Origin of the sequence: Pseudomonas sp. D2002, assembly GCF_013385735.1 — a bacterium.
Taxonomy (GTDB): Bacteria; Pseudomonadota; Gammaproteobacteria; order Pseudomonadales; family Pseudomonadaceae; genus Aquipseudomonas.
This window is the reverse complement of sequence record NZ_JACAPL010000008.1, coordinates 16,610-41,900: the sequence shown is the minus strand read 5'-3', so window position 1 is coordinate 41,900 and position 25,291 is coordinate 16,610. Positions and strand designations below refer to the sequence as shown.

General features: G+C 61.4%; 22 protein-coding genes. 13 read left to right on the top strand and 9 right to left on the bottom strand.

Annotated elements, in window-relative coordinates; translation table 11 throughout:
* Positions 1-73 precede the first annotated feature (73 nt).
* Together HX783_RS16775 and HX783_RS16770 are read left to right on the top strand one after the other, a co-directional pair.
* Positions 74-736 carry a carboxymuconolactone decarboxylase family protein gene (locus HX783_RS16775; RefSeq protein WP_177017619.1) on the top strand — a complete coding sequence of 221 codons (663 nt, stop codon included), beginning with the start codon at positions 74-76 and terminating at the stop codon, positions 734-736.
* 279 nt (positions 737-1,015) lie between these two features.
* The gene (locus tag HX783_RS16770) at positions 1,016-2,167 is read left to right on the top strand and encodes an MFS transporter (protein ID WP_177017618.1); all 1,152 of its coding nucleotides are present in this window, start codon (positions 1,016-1,018) and stop codon (positions 2,165-2,167) included.
* A gap of 26 nt (positions 2,168-2,193) precedes the next feature.
* On the opposite strand, the gene HX783_RS16765 is transcribed toward HX783_RS16770, so the two are convergent.
* The 7 genes from HX783_RS16765 to HX783_RS16735 form a co-directional block, all read right to left on the bottom strand.
* Positions 2,194-2,691, bottom strand: coding sequence for a type III secretion effector protein (locus HX783_RS16765; protein ID WP_256347195.1), 498 nt, complete (start codon positions 2,689-2,691; stop codon positions 2,194-2,196).
* Positions 2,692-2,743: 52 nt separating this feature from the next.
* Positions 2,744-3,106, bottom strand: a complete 363-nt coding sequence (locus tag HX783_RS16760; protein WP_177017616.1) for a hypothetical protein — start codon at positions 3,104-3,106, stop codon at positions 2,744-2,746.
* 185 nt (positions 3,107-3,291) lie between these two features.
* The gene (locus HX783_RS16755) at positions 3,292-3,462 is read right to left on the bottom strand and encodes a type III secretion effector protein (protein ID WP_177017586.1); all 171 of its coding nucleotides are present in this window, start codon (positions 3,460-3,462) and stop codon (positions 3,292-3,294) included.
* A 312-nt stretch (positions 3,463-3,774) separates the two neighbouring features.
* Positions 3,775-4,749 carry a hypothetical protein gene (locus HX783_RS16750; RefSeq protein ID WP_177017615.1) on the bottom strand — a complete coding sequence of 325 codons (975 nt, stop codon included), beginning with the start codon at positions 4,747-4,749 and terminating at the stop codon, positions 3,775-3,777.
* 195 nt (positions 4,750-4,944) lie between these two features.
* On the bottom strand, positions 4,945-7,350 hold the full coding sequence (locus HX783_RS16745; protein ID WP_177017614.1) for a TonB-dependent receptor: 2,406 nt from the start codon (positions 7,348-7,350) through the stop codon (positions 4,945-4,947).
* Positions 7,351-7,441: 91 nt separating this feature from the next.
* Entirely contained in the window at positions 7,442-8,395 is a 954-nt protein-coding gene (locus HX783_RS16740) for a FecR domain-containing protein (protein WP_371317693.1), read from the bottom strand.
* 26 nt (positions 8,396-8,421) lie between these two features.
* Entirely contained in the window at positions 8,422-8,922 is a 501-nt protein-coding gene (locus HX783_RS16735) for a sigma-70 family RNA polymerase sigma factor (protein ID WP_177017612.1), read from the bottom strand.
* A gap of 161 nt (positions 8,923-9,083) precedes the next feature.
* Between HX783_RS16735 and HX783_RS16730 the strand changes: the two genes are divergently transcribed.
* The 3 genes from HX783_RS16730 to HX783_RS16720 all read left to right on the top strand — a co-directional run bounded on the left by HX783_RS16730 (position 9,084) and on the right by HX783_RS16720 (position 13,135).
* Positions 9,084-9,884, top strand: coding sequence for a glucose 1-dehydrogenase (locus HX783_RS16730; protein WP_177017611.1), 801 nt, complete (start codon positions 9,084-9,086; stop codon positions 9,882-9,884).
* Positions 9,877-11,703, top strand: coding sequence for a glycoside hydrolase family 15 protein (locus HX783_RS16725; protein WP_177017610.1), 1,827 nt, complete (start codon positions 9,877-9,879; stop codon positions 11,701-11,703). Before HX783_RS16730 ends, HX783_RS16725 begins: the two co-directional genes overlap by 8 nt.
* Before the next feature lie 526 nt (positions 11,704-12,229).
* On the top strand, positions 12,230-13,135 hold the full coding sequence (locus HX783_RS16720) for an alpha/beta fold hydrolase (protein WP_177017609.1): 906 nt from the start codon (positions 12,230-12,232) through the stop codon (positions 13,133-13,135).
* Between the two features lie 61 nt (positions 13,136-13,196).
* On the opposite strand, the gene HX783_RS16715 is transcribed toward HX783_RS16720, so the two are convergent.
* Entirely contained in the window at positions 13,197-14,165 is a 969-nt protein-coding gene (locus HX783_RS16715; RefSeq protein ID WP_177017608.1) for a GlxA family transcriptional regulator, read from the bottom strand.
* 90 nt (positions 14,166-14,255) lie between these two features.
* Here HX783_RS16715 and inhA point away from each other — a divergent pair, with 90 nt between their 5' ends.
* Entirely contained in the window at positions 14,256-14,936 is a 681-nt protein-coding gene (gene inhA, locus HX783_RS16710; protein WP_177017607.1) for an isonitrile hydratase, read from the top strand.
* A gap of 74 nt (positions 14,937-15,010) precedes the next feature.
* Here the strand turns inward: inhA and HX783_RS16705 are convergent, their stop codons facing one another.
* A complete protein-coding gene (locus tag HX783_RS16705) occupies positions 15,011-15,640 on the bottom strand; it encodes a LysE family translocator (RefSeq protein ID WP_177017606.1) in 630 nt (209 codons plus the stop codon).
* A 507-nt stretch (positions 15,641-16,147) separates the two neighbouring features.
* Between HX783_RS16705 and HX783_RS16700 the strand changes: the two genes are divergently transcribed.
* The 7 genes from HX783_RS16700 to HX783_RS16670 are packed head-to-tail and all read left to right on the top strand — an operon-like array spanning position 16,148 to position 25,283.
* Positions 16,148-17,587 carry an undecaprenyl-phosphate glucose phosphotransferase gene (locus HX783_RS16700; RefSeq protein ID WP_177017605.1) on the top strand — a complete coding sequence of 480 codons (1,440 nt, stop codon included), beginning with the start codon at positions 16,148-16,150 and terminating at the stop codon, positions 17,585-17,587.
* Positions 17,587-19,050, top strand: a complete 1,464-nt coding sequence (locus tag HX783_RS16695; protein ID WP_177017604.1) for a mannose-1-phosphate guanylyltransferase/mannose-6-phosphate isomerase — start codon at positions 17,587-17,589, stop codon at positions 19,048-19,050. Before HX783_RS16700 ends, HX783_RS16695 begins: the two co-directional genes overlap by 1 nt.
* A gap of 1 nt (position 19,051) precedes the next feature.
* The gene (locus HX783_RS16690; protein ID WP_177017603.1) at positions 19,052-19,963 is read left to right on the top strand and encodes a glycosyltransferase family 2 protein; all 912 of its coding nucleotides are present in this window, start codon (positions 19,052-19,054) and stop codon (positions 19,961-19,963) included.
* A 29-nt stretch (positions 19,964-19,992) separates the two neighbouring features.
* The gene (locus tag HX783_RS16685; RefSeq protein WP_177017602.1) at positions 19,993-20,769 is read left to right on the top strand and encodes a polysaccharide biosynthesis/export family protein; all 777 of its coding nucleotides are present in this window, start codon (positions 19,993-19,995) and stop codon (positions 20,767-20,769) included.
* Positions 20,770-20,783: 14 nt separating this feature from the next.
* The gene (locus tag HX783_RS16680; RefSeq protein WP_177017601.1) at positions 20,784-22,775 is read left to right on the top strand and encodes an exopolysaccharide transport family protein; all 1,992 of its coding nucleotides are present in this window, start codon (positions 20,784-20,786) and stop codon (positions 22,773-22,775) included.
* Positions 22,775-23,965, top strand: a complete 1,191-nt coding sequence (locus HX783_RS16675; protein ID WP_177017600.1) for a glycosyltransferase — start codon at positions 22,775-22,777, stop codon at positions 23,963-23,965. Before HX783_RS16680 ends, HX783_RS16675 begins: the two co-directional genes overlap by 1 nt.
* Positions 23,955-25,283 (top strand): cellulase family glycosylhydrolase, encoded by a 1,329-nt coding sequence (locus HX783_RS16670; RefSeq protein ID WP_177017599.1) that lies wholly within the window; start codon positions 23,955-23,957, stop codon positions 25,281-25,283. Before HX783_RS16675 ends, HX783_RS16670 begins: the two co-directional genes overlap by 11 nt.
* Positions 25,284-25,291: the final 8 nt, after the last annotated feature.

Sequence of the window (25,291 nt, the reverse complement as noted above, 5' to 3'; positions counted from 1 at the left end):
TGGACGTTTTCATCAGGCCGAAGTCCGTGCGCAGTCGAGCTAACGCCGTCCTCTTTCCATGGAGGATGCAATCATGAAGGCACTGGTGCCACACAACCCCGTTGAAACGCTGTACCGCGAAGGTCGCAAGACGTTCATTGAGCTGGTGCCTGATGGTGGCTCGCGCCTGGATGCGTTGTTCCACACAGCGCCAGCCCTGGGTGAATTGGCCGTTGGCGTGGTGTATGGCTACCTGCATGACCGCCCCGGTCTGGACCCGCGACTGCAAGAGGCCGCGATCTTTGCCGCCATCGTCGCAGCCGGCATGGTCGGGCCGCCGTTGAGCGTGCATTTCAAGACCAGTCTGGCGCAAGGCCTGGCGCCTGGTGAGCTGACCGAGTTGTTGCTGGTCGCATCGGCGTTTACCGGCTTCCCGCGTGCAGTGGCCACGGCCGACCAGCTCAACCTGTTGTTCAGCGGTGCCGGCCTACCCTCGCCCCCGCCACCGACGCCTCGAGCCGTGGTCATGACATTCTGCGACAGTGTGCGCAGAGGCCAGCCGTCATTTGCGCTCGACGCTCAGAGCAAAAAACTGCTGCGCAAACCTCATCGGTTGTCACTGCACGCGACTGCGGCGGACCGGGTAATTATCGAGAGCTATATCGGCAGGGAAACAACGCCTCGTGGGACGCTGCTGGTTCGCGTAAAGGACGCCGAGGTGATTGAAGTGCGGGCGTATTTGCCTACGCTAACCTGAGGACCGTTCAGAAGTGGCCTGGAAAGTGGCAATCCGCCGCAAGACGCCCGGGGTTCACCAGTTCTCACGGGGATTACTCACTTTCCAGGCCACCTCCCGCCTGCCTGACATTCTTTATGTGGTCGCCCGATGCCCTCTCGTTCCCTATTGGTAAAAATAAAATTACCGACCTGCACGCAAATACCTATTACCTGGGGAACCCAATTCGCTCGACAAGGCCTGATGTGCAAGGATGTCGCACCGGACATCGTTCGTTGAACGCAAAACCAAGGATTTTTCATGACTGCCATCCCCACCCCAGCGCCCGTGGTTCCCGGGCGGCTGGAACAAATGTCGACCCGTATTGCATTTTTCATCGCCGGTTTCGGTATCGCGGCCTGGGCGCCGCTGGTGCCATACGCCAAAGCTCGCGCGCAACTCAATGAGGGCACGCTTGGCCTGCTGCTGTTGTGTCTGGGCGTGGGTTCGATCATCGCAATGCCCGTGGCGGGGGCGCTGGCATCACGTTATGGCTGCCGCCGTGTCCTGACGGCCGGCACGATAATGATCTGCCTGGCCCTGCCGATGCTCGCCACGGTCAGCTCGATTCCGTTACTGATGGCCGGGTTGTTCCTGTTTGGTGCAGGCCTGGGCACCGTGGACTCGACGGTCAACCTGCAAGCGGTGATTGTGGAGCGCGCCAGCGGCAAAACCATGATGTCGGGCTTTCATGGCTTGTTCAGCCTAGGCGGCATCGTCGGCGCAGCGGGCGTCGCCGGGCTGCTGGGGCTGGGCCTGTCGCCGCTGCAGGCGACGCTGGTGGTGATTGTCATCATGGCGGCGGCGCTGCTCAAGGCCGGGCCACATTTGTTGCCCTACGGCAGTGAAAGCTCGGGCCCGGCGTTTGCCGTGCCTCACGGCGTGGTGCTGTTCATTGGCTGCTTGTGCTTCATCGTGTTTCTGGCTGAAGGTGCCGTGCTGGATTGGAGCGCCGTGTTCCTGAGTGCCGAGCGTGGCCTCGATGAGGCTTACGCCGGGCTTGGTTATGCCGCCTTTGCCCTGACCATGACCGCTGGCCGCCTGACAGGTGATGCCATCGTCCGACGCCTGGGCGCCACACGCGTCATCGTGATTGGTGGCGCGTTGGCCACTGCCGGCATGTTGCTCGCGACACTTTTGCCCGCCTGGGAAACCGCACTGCTGGGGTATGCACTGGTGGGGGCCGGTTGTTCGAATATCGTGCCGGTGTTGTACACCGCCGTGGGCAAGCAAAAGGTGATGCCGGAGCATATTGCAGTGCCGGCCATCACCACCCTGGGTTATGCCGGTATTCTCGCCGGGCCCGCCGTGATCGGTTTTATCGCCCACGGCAGCAGTTTGAGCACGGCCTTTGTACTGATTGCACTGTTGCTGGCCGGTGTAGCCATCAGCGGCAAAATTCTCAAAGTGTGAACCGCTCAGCGCCCAAGGCCGGGTCGCTACCTGGCCTTGTGTGCCTCATGTTGCTCCAGCCAGCGCCCCAGGCTTTTATTGCACAGCCACTCTTCGTCTTTCGGGCGACCAAACAAGCGCAGCGTGTTGACACGCTGCAATGATCGCAATAAACCCGGCCGTTCAATGATGTTTTTTGCCGTGTACACACAGTGCTCGCTGTACTTTTTTGCGGGCAGCCCGGTCGCGGGATCCAGAATGGGCAGGCCTTGTGAGTCGCTGTCATCGGGGTCATTCATCACGTTTTTGAGCAGCGCAATTTCCATGTATTCAAGGGTTTCAAAAAAAACCGTGCGGTCCTTGGATTTATCCCTCAATAACTTGAAATAGCCTTGCAGAGCCTGCACGACCTTGGCGTTGCCCTGATCGTGAAAAGGGTCCTGGCTAAAGGCTTCAGGGGAGCTGTTACCGCGCAAGGCTGCGGCGGCGGCGCTCAGGCTGTCGCGGGTGATATACCCGTCACTGTCGATGATCGCATCGTTCAACCTTGGGCGTTTGAGAATCTCCCTGACTGCCAGGATCACACGGTCCCGCACGTTAATCGCCCCGCAACGGTTGAGCTGCAATTTTCAGCAAAGCCGACTGCGTCAGGCCCTGGGTCATCCCTAGAGAAATGCACAAATCGCTGAAGTCTTTTGCCAACTCGTCCAACAAAACGTTATCCGCCGATTTCGGCCCCGGAGGGGTTGTGTCCGCGCGAGCAATCGGCGCGTTCTGCAAGGCCTGATAACGCAGCAAGGACGCGCTTGTGCGCAACGACGACGGCTGGCGTGGCACATCCCGCGTGTTGAAGTGATCTTCGCAAGGCGGGTGTGCAACGGGCGACGACAAAGGCCAGCGTGCCTCAGGCCGGTCCAAGGCCGGCGACTGCCCGCGCGATACAGCACTGTTAATTTTCATGTGTTAGTTCCCACCTTTTCCAGATCTATGCTTGCCTGAAAGCCACCACACAGGCGCTTTGGATCTTCGAGTCGATTCCCGGGTAGCAAGCAACCGATATGTGGTCAGTTGAACTCAATAGTTCCGGGCAACCGCTGGATACCCATGACAGCATGTAAAAGTGAGCAGGCGGATCAGACAGGCGTTTACCCACGCCACCAAGCGGTAAGGCCATTGATCAATGCGGCCCACACGCTATTGGAGTGCCTGGACGCCTGGGTATCCGGGTCGCCGGCAGGACCTGGGGCAACCATGCCGCGGGCGAAATCAGCGGCCACCGGTGCCCGGAACTTACGCTGGCCGGCATAGGCTTTCATTCGCTGGGTTTCTGCGGCGTATCCGTTCGACAAGGCGGCATGGAGGACGTCATTCGACGCCGCGTCCCTTTCCTGGGATGTTGAGCGATCAACGTCAGGGCCGCTGGGAAAAGCCTCACAGCCGACGGTTTGGCAGGATTGAAACGAAGTTGAGGTCATGTCTTGGCCCTGATTCAGTTTCTGAAAAGGCGACCGGCTCCGATAAAGCCGCTGGATAGGTATGCCCTGAGTGGCGAGTGTGTGGAAATAGTTCCTTGCACAATTTGAAGCACGAGGCGCTGCCAAGCGTTCGCAGCGCCTTATAGCTATGCGTTATGCAATCACGTAGGACGCCAACACGAGCCCCGCCTGGCTGAATTTGTTGTCCCCGGAGTCACTCAAGAGTTCATCCAATATGCCCGTCAAACGGGGGCTATTGACGGTCCTCTCACTCACGTTACGTAGGTGGTCGAATGAACTGTCGCCCGTCCGTTTTAGACCGGCCAGGTATTTGAGGTCATCAAGATCGATTTCGCTTTTACCGAAGCCCCCTGCTAATTGATTGAAATGGCTGATCAGCTCTTGGACTGCTTGCTTATCAGTGAGGTATTTCAAGGGGTTGGGGTTTTGGCTGAACGCCCTGAGATCGCTGATTGAGGCCGGATCACCCTGCCGGAACCAGGCATCCATCGTCTCGGGACGCCTCATAGCCTCCTTGGCGCTGCGAATTGCTCGATTCATAGCAGGGTCGCGACCCAGTTCTTTTTGCGCCATTTCTTCAATAGCGCTCCTGCTGAAAGTCGAGGGGTTACACGGCGTTCCATACGCCCTGGCGTCTCTTAGAATACCGGTCAACAGTTGATCGTCGCTTCTCTTCGAGTAGATAGGGTCTGGTTTATCCAGCGTGATCGGGTAGGGGCCATGAGCGTTAGTCGGTGGCTTGGGCCTGCCCAACCAAGGGTTTGCCCATTGCTGGTGCTGCTGCGTGCCGCCCTGGGGTGAAGCGTGGTGTGAGGCGTGGTATGAGCTCTGATGCGAGCCTTGCTGCATCATTGCAGAGAAATCTGGATTCTGGGCCGGGCGATTATTGAAGTGGTTGTGATGACTCGCTGCCTGCTGTGGCTGACCAAACACCGGCCCATTATGGCTATGCGATGCATTGAAATTAACGCCTCCAGCGTTGTGGCTGTGGTAGGACGGCGCAGTCGACGCCGTAACATTGACCTTGGCGTGGGACTTTGAATCAACCTGCGGGGTGTCCGCGCTGGATGAAACAGATACAGATGGAGTGGTAGCCGATACCGACATAAGTGCCTCCAGGGCAAGGGGTGCGATTATCAACCTGTCGCTCCACGCTGACATCGAAGTCGACCAGGTCTGCCCCTGTGTGGTGTTTTCGTCGGAATAGGTTCCTGATCAAGCAGAAAGTAGCTTGAAGGTGTGTAGGAAACAGGCAAAAAAAATCGCAGCCCTTGGGCTGCGATTGTTCGTATCAACGACCGGTCAGAACCCGACGCTCGCCTGTACGAAGAACGTACGTGGCTCACCCAGGTACAACCCGGCATTGTTGTCGCTGGAGCGCGTGTAGTGCTGCTGGTCGAAGACGTTTTTCACTCCCACGCCCAACTTCAGGTTCGACAGTTGCGCACCGAAGTCATAGCCGCTGCGCACGTTGACCGAGACATAACCGGGGATATCGCCGTACTGGCCGTCGGCAGTGCCTTGGGTGATGTAGGTGGTGCCGGTGCCTGGCGCACGTTGGCCGGATTGGGCATAGACGTCCAGGTTATGGGTCCAGTGGTTGATGTCGTAACGCAGGCCCGCCGTCGCCACCTCACGGGAGTACAGCGGCAGGTCGCGGCCCTTGAACGGCACATCGCCCTCCGAGGTGGCCTTGGTGTAGGTGAAACCGGCACTGGCGGTCAGGCCGTCCAGGCGTGGGTCGAGGTTCGACAGGTCATAATGAGCCGAGGTTTCGATGCCCTGGTGCTTGGTCGCGCCCAGGTTGGTCCAGCCCACATCGTTACTCACATATTGCAACTCATCCGAGAAGTCGATGTAGAACAACGTCACTTCGCCACCCCAGACGCTGTCGTTGTAGCGCGTACCGATTTCGTAGGTCTTGGCTTTTTCCGGGTTCAGGCCATTGGCCGTCTGATTGACCCGGCCGCCCTGCCCGATCTGCGCATACTGCAGGCTGCCGAACGAGGTCTCGTAGTTGGCGAACAGTTTCCAGGCGTCGGAAATATGGTACATCACGCTCAACGCCGGCAACGGCTCGTTGCTTTGGATCTTGCGGTTCTTTTCCACGGTGCGTACGCCATTCAAGGCGACCACCGGGCGATCATGCCAATTGGTTTCGATATTTTCGTAGCGAATACCCGGCGTGACGGTCCATTTGCCGATATCGATTTTGTTATCGATATAGTAAGCATTGGCCACGGTGCCGCCGGTGCGGTCCTGGTAGACGTGCCCGTCATTCTGCCCGCCCGGCGTCGGCACGTTGTTGACCAGGTTCAGGCTGCTGGCCTGCTCATGCATGCCTTCCTTGAGGTAGCGATAACCGAGGCTGACTTCCTGGGTGCTGGGGCCCACATCGAACACATGGGACACCCGCGGTTCGATGCCAAAGGTGTAATAGGTGCGCGGGTAGGAGACGATGGTCTTCAGGTCGCGGTTGGCGATGTTGCTGCCCCGGAAGCTGTCGGTGTAATAGGTCAACACTTCCGCCTGGGTACGGTCATCGATCTGGCGGATGTACTTGAACGACACGTCCTTGCGGCGGCCGCTGAAGTTGTCGTAGTCGCGTATCGATTGGTACGGGTTGGCGTCGAATTGCTTCTGCGTCAAACCGCCGGGCATGTCGGCGCTGGCGTCGTAGTAGTGGAAATTAAGGGTGAAATCGTCTTGATCGGTCGGCGCCCAGTGGGTCTTGAGGATCACGTCGTCGATGTCGTTGGAGTTGTTGCTTTCGCGGTAGCCGTTGCCGTTCACGCCGGTATAGAGCAACGCGACGCCAATGCCGTTGTCGGCGGTGCCGCCTATAAAGGCGTTGTCGACGTGTTTCCAGCCACCGTGTTCAGCCGTCTGCAAGGTCGTGCCGACTTCACCGGAGAATTTCTCCGGAATGGCGCGGGTCACGAAGTTGATCACGCCGCCAACGTTCTGTGGCCCATAACGCACGGAACCGGCGCCACGCACCACGTCGATGCTGTCCAGGTTGCCGGCGGAAATCGGTGCCATCGACAGTTGCGGCTGGCCATACGGGGCGAACGCCGCCGGTACGCCGTCGATCAGCACCGTGGAGCGTGGCGACAGGCGCGACGTCAGGCCGCGCACGCCCACGTTGAGGGAAATATCACTGCCACCGGTGCCGTTGGACTCCTGCACCTGCACGCCAGGGACGCGGCGCAGCACGTCGCCGACGTTCATCGCGCCCTGCTCCACCATGGCTTCACGACGCACCACCGTGCGTGCACCGGGGTGGTTTTGCACCACGGCGGCGTTCGCATCGCCCAACCAGTCGCCGACCACTTTGACGTCGGTAACGCCCAGCTCCAGCGGCGAGCCGGCCTCCCCAGTGCCACTGCTCAGCGGGCGCAGGGTGACCGAACCCGCATCGATCTGGTAATCCAGGCCGCTGCCTTGCAACAGTTGGCGCAGGGCTTGTTCGGGCGACAGGTTGCCGTCGACGGCGGGCGCTTGTTTGCCTGCGACCATGTCCGGGCTGAAAAACACTTGCAGCGACGTCTGCTGGCCCAATTGGCTCAGTGCCGCGCCCAACGGCTGGGCGCGGATATGGATACCGTCGTCAGCATAGGCAGCAGGCACAGCGGCACTGACAGCAAGCGCCAGGGCCAAGGGTGCCCAGCGGGAAATTTTATTGTTGGAGACGGTAAGTTTTTTCACGTCGAGCCTAATCCTGTGATCGCAAGAGTGTGCGGCTGTTAATGCAAACCAGTTGCAGGAGAAGACGAAGAACTCGAAAAAAACCTGAATCTCAGCGCGAAATAATTTCCTGGCTGCCGTCCGGCAAGGTACGCAAGGCCACCGGCAGGATATGCGGCAAGGCTTTGAGCAAGGCATCGGTGTCGGTGGATTTGAACACGCTGGTCACGCGCAGGTTGCTCACCGCAGCGGTACTGACCCGCAACGGTTGCTCGCGGTAGCGCGACACTTCCCGCGCCACTTCACCGAGGCTGGCGTTATTGAACACCAGCTTGCCGCTGCGCCAGGCCGTCAATTCATCGGTATTCACCGCGTATGCGGCAGCGACTTGCCCCAGGGCATCGACTTGCGTACCCCGGCCCGCCGTCAGCGTGACGATCTGATCGGACGCGCGCCCCTGCACCTTGACCGTACCGGCCTCGACCACCACGCGGGTCTGGTCATCATCGCGGCGCACGTCAAAGCGCGTGCCAGTGACCGTCACCTGCCCTGCCCCGGCGGCGACGACAAATGGCCGACTGGCGTCGTGCTCGACACTGAACATCGCTTCGCCCTGTTTGATTTCGACGCCTCGCCGGCCCTTTTCATAGTGCACCGCGACCACGCTGCGGCTGTTCAGGTCCATCACCGAACCGTCGGGCAAGGCCACCTGGCGATGCTCACCCAGGCGCGTGCTGAACTCGGCGCTGTAGGGTTTTGGGTGTTCGAGCCCGCTGAACAAACACAGCCCCAAGGCGACCGCCACCACACTGGCGGCGACGGCGTATCGTGCAATGGCCCGGCGCTTGGGGCGCTCGACCGGCGCATCGCACAAGGCTTGCAATCGGGCTTTAGGCAGCAGGTCAGTGGCACTCCACAAACCTTGCAACACGTCGAATTCATATTGGTGCTCAGGCCGTTCTGCCCGCCATGCGTCGAAGCGCTGGCGCTCTTCGATGCTCAACTCGGCGTCTTGCAGGCGTACAAACCAATACGCGGCTTCGTCGCGAGCACGGCTATCCATCATGGAAGATCCTGTTTCATCAAAGCGGGTCATGGGGCAATCGCATCCAGGCGGTCACGCAGATGCCGCAAGGTGCGGATCATATACTTTTCCACCATGTTTTTAGACAGGCCCAGGCGCACGGCGATTTCCTGCTGGGTCAGCCCCTCGATCTTCTGCCAGATAAATATCTTGCGACAGTTAAGCGGCAGCTCGGCCAACGCCCGCTCGATGGAGTCCGCCAACTGGATCGCGTGCATGAAATGCTCCGGGTCGCCACTGTGGGGCGCACTGTGATCAAAGGCGTCCAGCGCCAGCGCCTCGCGCCGGTCTTCACGGCGGTAGGCATCCACGGCGATGTTTCGCGCCGTTTGATGCAGATAGGCGCGCGGTTGCGCAACCTCGCTCGAACGCGACTCAAGCACCCGCACGAAAGTGTCGTGGGCCAGGTCTTCAGCTTGCTGACGGTTTCTCAGGCGGCGGGTCCAGGTGCCGATCAACTCTTCGTAATGCTCGAAAAAGCCTGTTCTGCGGGGCGGCTGAGGAATCATCGCGTGAGCACTGGGGAGGCGGGGCGTGAATAGTAATGCTTCCTATTAAGCGGGGCAATCACCCGCTGTTCAAAGCCATCGTCGCATTTGAGACAACCGGTGAACTTCCGCCACGCGCCGCCAGTCAGCTGAAAGGACTCTCATAAAACGGTGGGTGGGCGATGCAGATTTCGTTGCAGCAACAAGTGGCCCTGGTCACGGGCGCCAGTTCCGGCATTGGTGCAGGCGCCGCCAAGGCACTGGCCGAAGCCGGTGCGGCGGTGGTGCTCAATTACAACTCCCAGGCGGCGCCGGCCGAAGCCCTCGCCGCGCAGATCAACGCCAACGGCGGTCGGGCGATTGCCATCGGCGGCGATGTGTCCAAGGAAGCCGACGTAGAACGCCTGTTCGCCCAAACCCTCGACGCCTTCGGCCACCTCGACATTCTGGTGGCCAATTCCGGCCTGCAAAAAGACGCCAACCTGGTCGACATGACCCTCGAGGACTGGAACACCGTGATCGGCGTCAACCTCACCGGCCAATTCCTGTGTGCGCGTGCCGCCGTGCGGATTTTCAATCGCCAGGGCGTGCGCGAGGGCGTGTCGCGCGCCGCCGGCAAAATCATTCACATGAGCTCGGTGCATCAGCTCATTCCGTGGGCCGGGCATGTGAACTACGCGGCCTCCAAAGGCGGCGTCGAGATGCTGATGCGTACCCTCGCCCAGGAAGTCAGCGAGCAACGCATCCGCATCAACGGCATTGCGCCGGGGGCGATTCGCACGGCGATCAACCGTGCTACCACCGAAGGCGCCGCCGAAAAAGAGCTGTTGAAGTTGATTCCCTACGGCCGGGTCGGCGACGTCGAAGACGTAGCCAATGCGGTGGTATGGCTGGCCAGCGACGCGTCGGATTACGTGGTCGGCAGCACCCTGTTTATTGACGGCGGCATGAGCCTTTATCCGGAGTTTCGTGGCAATGGTTGATTTCAAGAACGAACCCCAAAGCGCCATCGATGCCCACGGCATTATTGGCGATATGCGCAGCGCGGCCTTGGTGAACGACCGCGGCAGCATCGACTTTTTCTGCTGGCCGGAATTCGACAGCCCGTCGGTCTTCTGCTCGCTGCTCGACACCCCCGACGCCGGCGTTTTCCAACTGACCCCGGAGCTGAAAAACGCCCGTCGCGAGCAAATCTACCTGCCCGACACCAACGTGCTGCAAACCCGCTGGCTGAGCGATGAGGCCGTGGTGGAAATCACCGACTTGCTGGTCATCAGTGAAGAAATCGACGACCTGCCGCTGCTGATTCGCCGCGTGCGTGTGGTCAGCGGCAGCGCAAAAATCCACCTGCGCTGCGCCGTGCGCCACGACTATGCGCGCACCCCGACCCAAGCCAGCCTTAATGACGACATCGTCTACTTCGCCGCCGACGGCCTGCCCGGCATGCGCCTGGCCAGCAGCCACGCGCTGCAGATCGAAGACAATGCCGCCGTGGCCAGCTTCACCCTGGCCCAGGAAGAAGGCGCGGAGTTCGTGCTCGGCGGCCAGGACGACCCGCGCGTCAACAACGGCTGCACTGACCTGGCCCTGGCGCACACCTTGAAGTTCTGGCGCGGCTGGATCGCGCAGTCGAATTACCGTGGGCGCTGGCGCGAAATGGTCAACCGCTCGGCACTGGCGTTGAAGCTGCTGACCTCGCGCAAACACGGCGCGATTATCGCCGCCGCGACCTTCGGCCTGCCGGAAACCCCCGGCGGCGAGCGCAACTGGGACTACCGCTACACCTGGATCCGCGACGCCTCGTTCACCGTCTACGCGTTCATGCGCCTGGGCTTTATCGAAGAAGCCAATGCCTACATGCGCTGGCTCAAAGGCCGCGTCAGCGACTGCTGCGGTCAACCGACCAAAATCAATATCCTCTATGGCATCGACGGCCGTCAGGAGCTGCCGGAAACCACGCTGGACCACTTCAGCGGCCACGGCGGCGCCAAGCCGGTGCGCATCGGCAATGAAGCGTTTGATCAGATCCAGCTGGATATCTACGGCGAGCTGATGGACGCGGTGTACCTGGTCAACAAGTACGGCGAAGCGATTTCCCACGAAGGCTGGAAACACACCGTGGAAGTGGCGGATCAGGTCTGCGAAATCTGGAACACCAAGGACGTGGGCATCTGGGAAATGCGCGGGGAACAACATCACTTCCTGCATTCACGGCTGATGTGCTGGGTGGCGCTGGACCGCGCGATCCGCCTGGCCTCCAAGCGCTCGCTGCCCGCCCCGTTCGCGCGCTGGGACCAGACCCGCCAGGCGATCTATGCGGATATCTGGAGCAACTTCTGGAATGAAGAGCGTGGGCATTTTGTGCAGCATATCGGCAGCACCGCACTGGACGGCTCGATGCTGCTGATGCCGCTGGTGCGCTTCGTCGCGGCCACCGACCCGCGCTGGCTGTCGACCCTCGAAGCCATCCAAAAAAGCCTGGTACGCGACGGCATGGTCTACCGCTACCGCAACGACGACAGCCAGATTGACGGCCTGCAAGGCACCGAAGGCGCGTTTGCCGCCTGTTCGTTCTGGTACGTCGAATGCCTGGCCCGCGCCGGCCAAGTGGAGAAAGCCCACCTGGAATTCGAACAGCTGCTGCGCTACGCCAACCCGCTGGGGCTGTACGCCGAAGAGTTCGACAACCAGGCGCATCACTTGGGCAACACGCCCCAGGCGTTGAGCCATTTGGCCCTGATCAGCGCAGCGACCTTCCTGGACCGCAAGCTCAGCGGGGAAAAGACCACCTGGCAACCTTGAACTGGCCTGAAAACACACATCTTCCCGCTCCCACATTAGATTGTGGTTCAGCTTCCACTATCAGGTTGGCTAACGAGACGGGGAATAGACCACATGGCAACCTGAGTAGGCCTGAAAGCACAGCGCTTCCTGATACACAGAAATCCAAATGTGGGAGCGGGCTTGCCCGCGAAGAGGGAGTGTCAGTCAATACATGCAGAAACTGACACACCGCCTTCGCGAGCAAGCCCGCTCCCACATTAGACTGTGGTCAGCTTGGCTGACAGGGTACGGAGAAGACAACTTGGCAACCCTGAGCGATCCCGAAAGCACAGTGTTCCCTGATGTACCGAGATCCAAATGTGGGACCGGTCGGGGAAATTGGGTGTGGATCTGTGGCGGCATCATTTCAAACATGTGGTGAGCAGCGCCGATCTGCAGTTGAGGTGACTAGACAAGTCAGCGCAATGCCATCTATACGACCGATGTCCAGTCACAGCATTCGACTAGAGTCGCAGCACTTTTGGCCAGCCCCAAGGAACCGATCATGACCACTGTCGCCCCACTGCTCCATGTGTGCACGCCCATGCTCAACGTGGCTTATGAAGCCCACGGCCCGGAAGGCGGCGCCCCGGTTATCCTGCTGCACGGCTTCCCGTACGACCCACGCGGCTACGATGCCATCGCGCCGGCGCTGGCCGCGCGTGGGTGCCGGGTGCTGGTGCCGTATCTGCGCGGGTATGGCCCGACGCGGTTTATCAATGATCAGGTGATGCGTTCTGGCCAACAGGCGGCGTTGGCCCAGGACCTGCTGGATTTCATGGATGCCTTGTCCATCCAGCAAGCGACCCTGGCAGGTTATGACTGGGGTGGCCGCGCCGCGTGCATCGTCGCGGCGCTGTGGCCGCAGCGGGTGCGCGGGTTGGTGACCGGGGACGGTTACAACATCCAGGACATTGCCAAGTCGCTCAAGCCACGGGCGCCTGAAACGGAGCATCGGTTGTGGTATCAGTTTTACTTCCACACCCAGCGCGGGGTCGACGGGCTGACGGCCAACCGCCGCGAGCTCTGCGAGTTGTTGTGGAAACTCTGGTCACCGACCTGGGCTGAAGGGCCACACCTGTACGGCAACACCGCGCCTTCGTTTGATAACCCGGATTTTGTCGAGGTGGTGATTCACTCCTATCGCCACCGCTTCATGTACGCGCCGGGCGACCCGGCATTGGAAGGCATCGAACAGGCTTTAGCCGCGCAGCCGCCGATTTCAGTGCCGACTATTTCGCTGTGTGGCGCCGATGATGGTGTGGGCCCGGCGCCAGCGGTGGATGACGATGTGGAAAACTTCAGCGGCTATTACCGCCGCGACGTCTTGCCCGGCGTGGGTCACAACATCCCCCAGGAAGCACCGCAGGCGACGCTCTCGGCGATCTGCGAACTACTCGATCGCGCCTGACGCAGCGGGCAGCGCTGATTCGAAAACTGAAGCACATTGATACAACTGTGTACGTTCTGGTTCAAGCCGGGTCGCAGAAGCGCTCGCGGTAGGCCTGGGGCGTGACCTGCAAAGCGCGCAGGAAACTGCGGCGCAGGGTCTCTTCACAGCCAAAACCGCATTGCACGGCGATGCGTTTGATCGACGCCGTGCTGTCGGCCAGTTGCCGGCGCGCAGTTTCCACGCGAATCAACTCGACCGCACGCGCGGGGGTCTGGCCGGTTTCGGCGCGGTAGTGACGCACAAAACTGCGCTCGCTCATGCCGGCCTGGGCGGCCAAGGTGGGAATGTTCAGGTCGAGGGTGAGGTTTTCAACCATCCAGGCGTGCAAGTCGGCGAAGCGGCTGTCGCCTTTTTGCAGGGCCAGCGCCGCGCTGAATTGTGACTGGCCGCCCGGGCGCTTGAGGAACACCACCAAGTGCCGCGCGGCTTCCAGGGCCACCGCGCGGCCCAAGTCTTCTTCCACCAGGGCCAGGCACAAGTCGATGCCGGCCGTGACACCGGCGGACGTCCACACCGCGCCTTGCTGGATGAAAATCGGGTTGGATTCGACGGTCAGCGCGGGGAATTTGCGCGCCAGTTCCTCGCAGCGCGTCCAGTGCGTGGCCACGCGGCAGCCGTCGAGCAAACCACTGGCGGCGAGCAGGAAAGCGCCGGTGCATACCGAGGTCATGCGCCGGGTGTGCTGGGCTTTTTGCTTGACCCAATCGACCAACTCAAGGTCCTCGGCGGCGCCGTACACGCCCCACCCGCCGGCAATGACCAGCGTGTCGCACGGCGCGTCAGCCGCAGGCAGCGGCTCGGCCACCAGCGCCAGGCCGGCGGAGGTCATGACCGGCTCAGTCTGCGCAGCGATTACTGACACCGCGTAGGGCAACGGCAGACCGCGCTGGCGCGCCAGGTCGTTAGTGGTGGCGAACACCTGCAACGGCCCGGTCACATCAAGCACCTGGGCGTTAGGGAAAGTGAGTACGTGAATGATCCGAGGCATAGTTGGCGTAATGTGTGGGCTCAATGGCGTATTCGCCAAAGCCTAGGCCTCTAGAGTGAAGCCGTCTACCCCTTTATCGGAGCTTCATTCATGACCTTGCAGATCGGCTTTCTGTTGTTCCCCGGCATTCAGCAACTGGACCTCACCGGGCCGTATGACGTATTGGGTTCGCTGCCCGACGTGAAGCTGCACCTGGTGTGGAAAGATCTGGCGCCGGTCACCTCCAGTACCGGCATGGTGTTTACGCCAACCATGACCTATGCCGACTGCCCGCGCCTGGACGTGATTTGCGTGCCCGGTGGCTCCGGGGTTGGCGCATTGATGGAAGACCCGCACACCCTGGACTTCCTCAAGGCCCAGGCCCAGACCGCGCGCTACGTGACATCGGTGTGCACCGGCTCGCTGGTACTCGGTGCTGCGGGTTTACTGCGTGGCCGCAAGGCTACCACCCACTGGGCTTACCACGACCTGCTCGCCCCGCTGGGCGCGATCCCGGTGCAGGCGCGTGTGGTGCGTGACGGCAACCTGTTAACCGGTGGCGGGATCACTGCCGGCATCGACTTTGCGCTGACCCTGGCCGCCGAGTTGTACAGCGAGGCTGCCGCGCAATTGGTGCAGTTGCAGATCGAATACGCGCCGGCACCGCCGTTCGATTCGGGCATCCCGGAGACCGCGCCCAAGCACGTGTTGGAAGAAGCCAGAAAGCGCACAGCGGAATCGCGTCGGGTGCGCGGCGAGATCGTAGCGCGGGCGGCGGCTCGGTTGGGCTGAGAGCTTATTAGTGGCGAGCGGGCTTGTCGTGGCGAGCCCGCTTGCTACAAACAAGCCCACCCCCCACCACTGCATCACGCTGGCCGCGACATCAACGCCAGCCGCGCCGCCAATAGCATCAACACGCTCGCCAGGCCCCATTTCTGCAGCCTGGCGCTTTGGGCATTTGCGGCAAAAACCCGGCTGAGCGCACCACCAAAAACCCCCAGCAGCGCGTGAAATACCCCGGCAATCAGGGTCAGCACACCGCCCAACACCAGCAGTTGCACAGCGATGCTCCCGGCCTCGGGCCGGACGAACTGCGGCAAAAACACCAGGAAAAACAGCAGCGCCTTGGGGTTGAGCAGGCTGTTGAGCAGCGCCTGCACAAACACACGGCTCAGGCGCACGCGCTTGACCCGGGCAGTGTCCAGGCGCGCACTGTTCTGCAAGGTTTTAACCACCAGCCACAACAGGTAGACGACTCCGGCGTAGCGAATCACATCAAACGACGGCGGCCAACTGGCAACCAACGCCGTCACCCCGCTGGCAGTCAACACGGTGAGCAGTACATCGGCCACGCAGATGCCCAGGCTTGAGGCCACACCACCGCGCCAGCCATCACTCATGCCATGGCTGATCACAAACGCCATGTTCGGCCCCGGCGATAGCAGCAACAGCAAGACAGCACCCGAGAACATCAGCAACGTTGTGAAATCGATCATGCCCAAGCCGCCCGCCGAATAAGAGCCGACAGATTAAATGGCCGTCAAAAAACCCACAAAAAATTGTGCTGGATACATTTTCATCTGCCCTCTGAAAATAACGTCGTCCTCCCTTAACGCCCTACTTTCCGGCACTTAGCGTGCTCTTTCTGTCCCCTTTTCCTACCACCTTTAAAAAAGGTTTCCGCAACTGGCAGGAAAATTCTCACATTTGTTCCTACACTCAAAAACACACCCCATCACCGAGTGCCCAGACAAGGAAAGTCAATAAAATGCCACAAAAAAGATTAATTAACGTGTCTAGCACGCCACCTCCGCATCACGGTCAATTAATTGACAAAGCAATTCAAAGGAACACTCCTTAAGTCACTGCCCCCGCAAACGCCTTCATTTGGATAGTTCCAACTGAAGGGACAGTTGCGTTTTACCCAGAGTAGCCGTCGTTCATCTTGCCCACTACTTAAGCAGGCAGAACAGTAAGTCTGGAGTGCAATGAGGGATGTTTTTATGCGAGAAAAGTCGTCAGTCGACAGCCTGTTTCTGACCCGCGCCGGTTTTGTTGAATTCTTTGTAGTTTTCGTCAAGTTGATCCATGGCCTGACTGCCATTTTGCCGCCTCTGGTGCTGGTGTTGTTCCTCGACCCACTGGCCCCTGAGCTGCGCTCCCACTTTCTCGGCCTGCTGCTGTTTTTCGCGGTGCTGACCATTATTCTGTTCCAGGCCCTGGGCATCTATTCCGAAGAGCTGTTCAGCAACCGCCTGCGCCTGCGCGCCAAGATAGTTGCCTGGTCGGCGGCGTTCTGCATTTTGCTGTTCATGTACCAGATCCTGCAGTTTTTCCCGCAATTGACCCCGCGTAACCTGGTGGCCTGGTACTTCGCCAGTCTCGGCCTGTTCTGCCTTGAGCGCCTGGTGATGCTGCGCCTGTACCGCAACCTGATGCGCAAGGGCAAATACCTGCAACGCACGGTGATCCTGGGCTTCACCGACACCGCCGTGCATGTCGCCGACCACCTGCAACGCAATGGTGATATCCGCTCCGGCCTGATCGGTTTTATCGACGACCGCACCGAGCGCATTCCCAAGGAACTGAGCAACCTGCCCTTGCTGGGCAATACCCGTGACCTGGAAAAGCTGATCCGCGCCGAGCAGGTCAACCAAGTCATGATCTGCCTGCCGTGGGCGGCCGAGCAACGCATCCACGGGCTGGTCAACCGCCTGCGCCAGATGTCGGTGAACGTGATGCTGGTGCCGGACATGGCCGCCCTGCGCTACGGCCACAGCCGCATCACCGACGTGGGCGGCATTTTGATGTTCAACACCTCGCAGTTGCCGCTGCGTGGGTGGTCGCCGGTGATCAAGCGCTGTGAGGATTTCCTGTTGGCCAGCCTGGCGCTCGTGGCGCTGTCCCCGGTGATGCTGGTGACGGCGATTGCGATCAAGCTCGACTCCAAAGGCCCGGTGCTGTTTCGCCAGAACCGTTATGGCTACAACGACAACGAAATCCGCGTGTTCAAGTTCCGCTCGATGTTCACCGATCAGAGCGACTTCACCGCCGAGCAACAAACCACCCGCAAAGACCCACGCATCACGCGTGTGGGCCGCATCATCCGCAAAACCAGCATCGACGAGTTGCCGCAGCTGTTCAACGTGCTGCTGGGCAACATGTCCATGGTCGGCCCGCGCCCTCACGCCACGGCGACCAAGGCGGCGGGCATCCCGTTTGAAGTGGCGGTGAGCGAATACAGCTCGCGGCATCGGGTCAAGCCGGGCATCACCGGCTGGGCGCAGATCAACGGCTACCGTGGCGAGACCGACACCCTGTTCAAGATCCAGAAGCGCGTCGAGTACGACCTGGAATACATCTCGAAGTGGTCGGTGTGGTTTGACCTGTACATCGTCTTCATGACGGTCCCGGCCGTCCTCTCCACTAAGGAGGTCTATTGATGAATACCCTTAACGGATTGATTCCCTGCATCATTTCCGGCGGTTCGGGCACACGGCTGTGGCCGGTGTCGCGGCAGAACATGCCCAAGCCCTTCATGCGCATGCGTGACGGCCAGAGCCTTCTGCAAAAGACCTTCCAACGCGCCGCGCGCTTGCCGGGCGTGGAAAGCGTGCTCACGGTGACCAACCGCGACCTGCTGTTTCGCACCCTGGATGACTACCGCGTGGTCAACAAGGCGCACCTGCCGCTGGACCTGCTGCTGGAACCGTTCGGGCGCAACACCGCAGCGGCCATCGCGGTCGCGGCGCTGCATGTGCAGGAACATTTCGGCGATCAGGCGCAGTTGCTGGTGTTGCCGGCCGACCACTTGATCAGCGACGAAGACGCGTTCGCCGCCGCCGTCACCCAAGCCCGCGACCTCGCCGAAGCCGGCTACCTGGTGACCTTCGGCATCCAGCCCGACCACCCCGAAACCGGCTTCGGCTATATCGAAAAAGGCGAAGCGCTGGGCACCGGCAACCGGGTCAAACGCTTTGTCGAGAAACCCGACCTGGGCACCGCACAAGGCTACCTGGACGGCGGCAAACACCTGTGGAACGCCGGCATGTTCTGCTTCAAGGCCAGCACCCTGGTCGACGAACTCGCCGCCCACGCCCCCGATGTATTGGCCGCCGCAAAAGCCGCCTTGGAGCACAGCCAGGCCCTGCAGAATAAAACCTCACGCCAGCGCGAATTGAGCGCCGAAGGCTTCGGTGCCGCGCCGGATATTTCCATCGACGTAGCCTTGATGGAAAAATCCAAACAAGTCGCGGTGGTGCCCTGCGACATCGGCTGGAGCGACATCGGTTCCTGGGAAGCGCTGCGCCAGCTCACGCCCAGCGACGCGCAGGGCAACCAGGTGAATGGCGAAGCGATTTTGCATGACGTGCATAACTGCTACATCGACTCGCCCAAACGCGTGCTCGGCGCCGTCGGCGTGCGCGACCTGATCATCGTCGACACCCCCGACGCCCTGCTGATCGCCGACGCCCACCGCAGCCAGGATGTGCGTTACATCGTCGCCGAGCTCAAGCGCCAGGACCATCCGGCATTCAGCCTGCACCGGACCGTTACCCGGCCGTGGGGCACCTATACGGTGCTGGAGGAAAGCAGCCGCTTCAAGATCAAGCGCATCGTGGTCAAGCCCCAGGCCTCGCTGTCGTTGCAGATGCACCACCATCGCAGCGAGCACTGGGTGGTGGTCAGCGGCGCGGCGCAGATCACCAATGGCGATCGCGAATTCCTGATCAATGCCAACGAGTCCACCTACATCCCGGCCGGGCACAAGCACCGCCTGACCAACCCCGGCATCATCGACCTGGTGATGATCGAGGTACAGAGCGGCGAGTACCTGGGCGAAGACGACATTGTGCGCTTTGATGACATCTACGGGCGTGCGCCCGCCGCAGAAGTGAAAAAGTGATATGCGGACCTCGTTGATCATCCCGACCCGCAACGCGTCCAGCCACCTGGCGCGGTTGCTGCCCGCACTGAGCATGCAGACCGTGCAACCGGACGAGATGCTGGTGGTCGACAGCGCCTCCAGCGACGACACCGTGGCGCGCTTTCGCGACTTCGGTGCGCGGGTCGAGGTGATTGACGCGCGCGATTTCAACCACGGCGGCACGCGGCGCTGGGCCAGTGAGCAAGTCAGCGGCGACGCGCTGATCGTGATGACCCAGGACGCGATACCGGCCGACGCCGAGACCTTCGCCAACCTGCTCGACGAGTTGCAGCAGGACCCGCTCAACGGCGTGGCCTACGGCCGCCAACTGCCGCACCCCGGCGCCGGCGTGTTGGGCGCGCAATCACGGCACTTCAATTACCCCGAACACAGCCGCAGCAAAAGCCTGGCCGATGCGCCGGAGCTGGGGATCAAGACCTGCTTCAGCTCGGACTCTTTCAGCGTGTACCGACGCAGCGCGTTGCAGGCGGTCGGCGGTTTCCCCGCCGATGTGATCGGCAGCGAAGACGCCTACGTCGCGGCGCGCATGCTGCTCGACGGCTACAAGGTGCGCTACGCCGCGTCGGCGCGGGTGTACCACTCCCACGATTACCGACTCATGGATGAGTTTCACCGCTACTTCGACATTGGCGTGTTTTACGGTCGCGAGCCGTGGATTCGCCAGGCTTTTGGCGATGCCGGCGGTGAAGGTAAACGCTATGTACTGGCTGAGCTCGCGGCATTGCGCGCAGCCGGTGCATTGCACCGCGTACCCGAAGTACTGGTGCGCAGCGCGTTCAAGTTGCTCGGCTATCGGCTGGGCCATCTGGAACGCCGGCTCCCCATCGCCCTCAAGCGGCGCATCAGCATGTTCCCCGGTTATTGGAGGTGAGCAGCATGACCAACAGGAAGTCCCCCCGTATGAAAAAAACCGTGCTCATCCTGGCCATGATGGCCTTGGCCGCCTGCAATACGCCGGCTCGCATCGTGCCCCCGGACGACCAGACCGTGGAAGACGGCAAGCGCGCCCTCGACCAGCTTGCACAGCTGCCGCCGGCGGTGGAACGCATCCGCATCGGCGACCAGTTGCGTATCGTGCGCGATGCCGGGGAGATGCCGACGCTGTCGGCGTTCAACGTCAGCACCATCTATGAGCTGACGCTGTACACGGTGCAGACCGACGGCAAGATCAACTACCCGTTCCTGGGGCCGATCCAGGTTGCCGGGCGCCAGCCATCGGACCTCGCCACCGAGCTGAGCAACAAGCTCGCGCCGGTGTACCGCGAGCCTCGGGTAACGGTGAACATCAACCAGGCGCCGGGTAACTCGGTGATCGTCGGCGGCGCGGTGAATAACCCGACGGCGGTGCAGCTGGGCACGGCCAACACCCTGGAACAAGCGATTGTCGGCGCCGGCGGGGTGAACCCGTCGGGCAATGCCAGCATGGTCGCGCTGCTGCGCGAAGATGCCCAGGGCGCCTACCACGCCTACTTCCTGGATTTCAGCCAGTACCTCAAGCCCGGCCCGAATGGGCGTAAACCGGTGCACCTGCAACGCGGTGACGTGGTGTTCGTGCCCAAATCCAACGTCGGCGAACGCATCCAAGGGGTGGATACCTACTTGAACCAACTGATCCCGTTCACCAAATCCATTGGGGTTGGCTACAACTACACCAAAACCAGCGGCGGCAATAACTAAAGGAGCGACATCCCATGATCGAGATCCGTTCTTTTCGTGATCTTCTGCGCCTGTTTTTCATCTTCCGGCACGAGTTCAAACTGGCAGCCATCGCGGCGCTGGTGATCATTCTGCTGGGCGCGTTTTTGCTGCCGGCCAAGTACGAATCCACCGCGCGCCTGCTGGTCAAGCCAGGGCGCGATTCGACCTTGCCGATCGAGATCAGCAACCGTCAGGCGCTGGTGATGCCCAGCACCCAGCGCGACCCGATTGTCGATGAGGAACGCTTGCTGACCGGTCGCCCGATTGTGCGCACGGTGGCCGAGCATTACCTGGAAGTGATCGACAACGCGCCGCCGCCGGAAGGCTTCTGGAAGCGCACCAAGCACTACATCAAGGCCGGCATAGGCGCGGTGTTCGACGGTATTCGCGTGGTGCTGGAAACCGTTGGCATTGTCGAAAAAACCACGCCGGTGGAGCGTCTCGCCGCCAGCCTGGAGAAGAGCTTCGAGGTCAGCCACGCCGCGGGCTCCACGGTGATGGACATCAGCTTCAAGTGGGGCGACCCGGAAATTGCCCAGGCGGTGGTCAAGGATTGGGTCGAGACCTACATCGCCGAACGCACCCAGGCCTTGGGGCGCAAGAGCCTGTACGCTTTCTACGAAGGCCAGGTCAACACCAGCGCCAACGAGATCAAGAGCTACAAGCAGCAGATCCTCACGCACCTGAATGAGATTGGTGCGGCGAGCATTACCGATCGCTTGGAGGACTTGTCCGAGCGCATCAACGTGCTGCGCGGCGAGACCTTCAATACCACCCGGCTGATCGCCTCCTCCGACAGCGCCATCGACAGCACGCGCACCCAGCTCAAGAGCCAGCCCAAGGAAGTGACCACGGTTCGCCAGATTGCGCTGAACCCGCAGCAGCAGGATTTGCGTCGCCTGCTCAACCAGAAGCTGCTGGAAAAAGCCGACATGATGCGCACCTACACGGACAACGCGCCGCCGGTCAAAGCCCTGGACGCGTCGATTCGGGCGATGCAAGCCCAGGTGGCGAATGAGAGCAATACCGTGCAAGCCTCGGAAAACCGTGCGCCGAACACCCTGGAAATCCATTTGCAGCGCGTGCTGCTGGATGAATCGAGCAACAACCAGGCGCTGCGTACCCAGCTGGTGCAGCAGCAGAAACAACTGGTCAACCTCGAAGCGCAGCGCAAGCAAGCCTTGGAGATTGAACCGGAGTTGGCACGCCTTTCCCGCGAGCTGAGTGCCACCGAGCGCAACTACGCGTTGTATGTCGACAACCTGGAAAAATCGCGCATCGACCGCGAGCTGGATAACAGCCAGATCAGCAACATCGCCGTGATCGAAGAAGCCACCCTGAACCCAGGCCGCATCTTCCCGAAAACCCTGGTGATGCTGGTGTTGGCGATCCCGTTTGCAATCGTCGTCGGCTTGCTGGTGATCTACCTGTGCTACCTGCTCGACCAGCGTATTCACGACGGTGGCCTGGTGGAGCGCAAGTTCGGCCTGCCGCTGTGGACCACCTTGCCGGAGCTGGACACCAGCACCGCGCAAAGTACCAACGCGTTCAATGCGAGCATCTACCGGCTGTACAGCTTGCTGCAGCCCAAGCGGATTGCCGAGCAGGGCCTGACCCTCGGGCTGACCTCGGCACGCCACGGCGAAGGCGTGACCTTTGTGGTGGAGCAACTGCGCCAGTTGCTGCAGGAGAACGGCATCAATGTGCGCGTGGGCGGAGTGGCCATCGCCGAACCTGGCGAAGTGGTGCTGCTGGACGCCTCGGCGCTGCTGGATAACCGTGATGCGTTCATCACCCTGCGCCGCGCGGACCTGATCGGCCTGGTGGTAGAAGCGCAGAAAAGCACGGTGCCGGTGGTGGAACACGCGCTGTCGATCCTCAACACCGCGTTCGGCAAAGTGGACGGCATCATCATCAACCGCCGCAAATTCGAAGTGCCGGCCAAGGTGCTCAGGACCATCGCCAAGTACCGGGGGGCGTTCTGATGCGCATCGCCCTGCTCGCCCCATTGCCACCGGAAAAAAATGGCATCGCCGACTACGCGAACCATTTCAAGACGGCCTTGGAGCAGCTGGGCGTGACGGTGGCGACACCGTTGAGTGGCGTGGACGGCAGCACCGAAGCGATCCGGCAGGCAATCGCCCGATTCGACTGGCAGCGCGTGGACCTGGTCCACGCCGAGCTGGGTGGCGGGCGCCTGGGGGAATTCCTGGCGCTGCGCGAATTGCGCACCGCGCACCCCACGCTGCCGTTGACGGCCACCGTGCATGACCCCGAACGCATGGTCTGGCGGCGCGAGCACCTGCCCTTTCCGCTGAACCTGCTGGAACGCTTGCCCAGCCCGCTGCCCCAGGCAGCGGTGGTGTTGGCAGACCCACTGACCTTGCGTGAAGAACGCCACGTCGCCCAGGGCCTGACGCGGCTGATCACCCTCACCCGCCTGGGTGCCGAGTGCCTCAGCCAGCGCATGCAATTGCCGGCTGGCAAAGTGGCGGTGATCAACCACGCCAACCTGGCCATTGCTCCGGCGCCGTTACCGGCGCTGGACACGTTGCACCTGCTGTATTTCGGATTTATCTACCGCGGCAAAGGCATTGAAGACCTGTTACAGGCCCTGGCCGACGTCTTCAAACAAGCCCCCGAATTGCGTGACCGCGTGCGCCTGACCCTGGCCGGTGGCACGGCTGCCGAAATGGCCTTTGGCGCGGGCGGCAATTATCTGGAGCAGTTGAACACTCAAATCGCCGAACTCGGCCTGGCGGGCGTGATCGACTGGCGGCTGAACCTGCCGGCCAGCGAGATTGCCCAGACGATCCAGGCACACCATGTGATGGTGCTGCCGTACCGCGAATCGAAAAAACTTGGCCTGCTGGGACGCCAGCGTGGCACCAGCGGCGCGCTGTCCTGGGCCGCTGCGTGCGGGCGCGGGGCGATCACTTCGGATGCGCGTGCGTTTGCCGAAGAGGTTGCCAGCGGCAATGGCGCGATCTATCCGCAAGGCGACGTGGCGGCCTTGAGCGCACAACTGCTGCGCCTGGCACGCACCCCGCTGCTGGCCCGGGATTGGGCCGAGCGCGCCGGGGAAATTGGCCGTGAACGTCTGTGGCCGTTGACCGCGCAAAAGTTCAAGCAGCTCTTTGAACAGGCGATTGCAGGAGCTTCCTATGGCGCGTAAACGGACCTACCTCGCCACGCTTGCGGTGGTGGCTGCGCTCGGCCTGACGGCCTTCATGTGGGGGCGCCAGGCCGACGCCGAGAGCCATGTGCTCAAGGGCAACAAGGTGGTGGTGTGGAAGGATTTCCTCGGTGTGAACGCGCAGTTCCTGTGGTTCAGCCCCAGCCTGTATCAACTGCAGATCAACCGCCTCAAGGCCCTGGGCCTGGAATGGGTGCGCCTGGATTTGCATTGGGATCAGCTGGAGCCTGCGCAGAACCAGTACCAGATCGCCACACTCGATCAGTTGGTCGGCAACCTGCAAACCAACCAGCTCAAATCCGTGTTCTACCTGGTCGGCTCGGCACCCTTCGCGACCACGGCGCCGGCCGGTGCGCCGTATCAGGACCAGTACCCGCCCAAGGACCCGAACGTGTTCGCCAACCGCATGGCGCTGTTGTCGCAACGCTACCCCAGCGTCAACGCCTGGCAGGTGTGGAACGAACCTAACCTGCTCGGCTTCTGGCGCCCGGTGGCCGACCCGGCCGGCTATGCCAACCTGCTGACTGCCACCGCCGGCGCACTGCGCGCGGTGGACCCGAACAAACCGGTGGTGGCGGCCGGCATGGCCTTTTTCAGCGAAATGCCGAATGGCCAGACCATGTTCGACGCCCTGGGCGCCCTCGGCGTGGCCAGCCTGAACACCACCATTTCCTACCACCCTTACACCCAACTGCCCGAGGGCAACGACCCTTCCAACCTGGACTTTATTGCCAAGACCACCGCCCTCAACCAGGCCCTGCGCAGCGGCGGCGTGCAAACGCTGTGGAGCACCGAGTGGGGCTGGTCAACCTACCCGGGGCCAAAAGACGCCCAGGACCTCATCACCCTGCAGGGCCAGGCCGATTACGTGGTGCGCCGCGTGGCCCTGATGAGCGCGATGGATTACGACAAAATCTTCCTGTTCACCTTGAGCGACCTCGACCAGCGCGCCAGCGTGCGTGACCAGTTCTACGGCTTGCTCGACATCGACGCCAACCCCAAGCCGGTCTACACCGCGCTGAAAAACTTCCTCGACGTCAGTGGGCCGCAACTCACCCCCGGCGACCCGCCCAGCGCCGACCAATTGCCGGACGGCCTGTTCAGCATCGGCTGGACCCGTGCCGACGGTCACAAATTGTGGTTCTTCTGGTCGGCCGAAGGCGGCAACGCGCATTTGCCGGGCCTGACCAGCGCCACCCTGTACGACCCGCTGCGCGGTACACAAACCCCGGTCAGCGGCAGCGATGGGTTGACCGTGCCGGTCAAGTCGAACCTGCAAATTCTGTTATGGGATTGAAGCCCGCC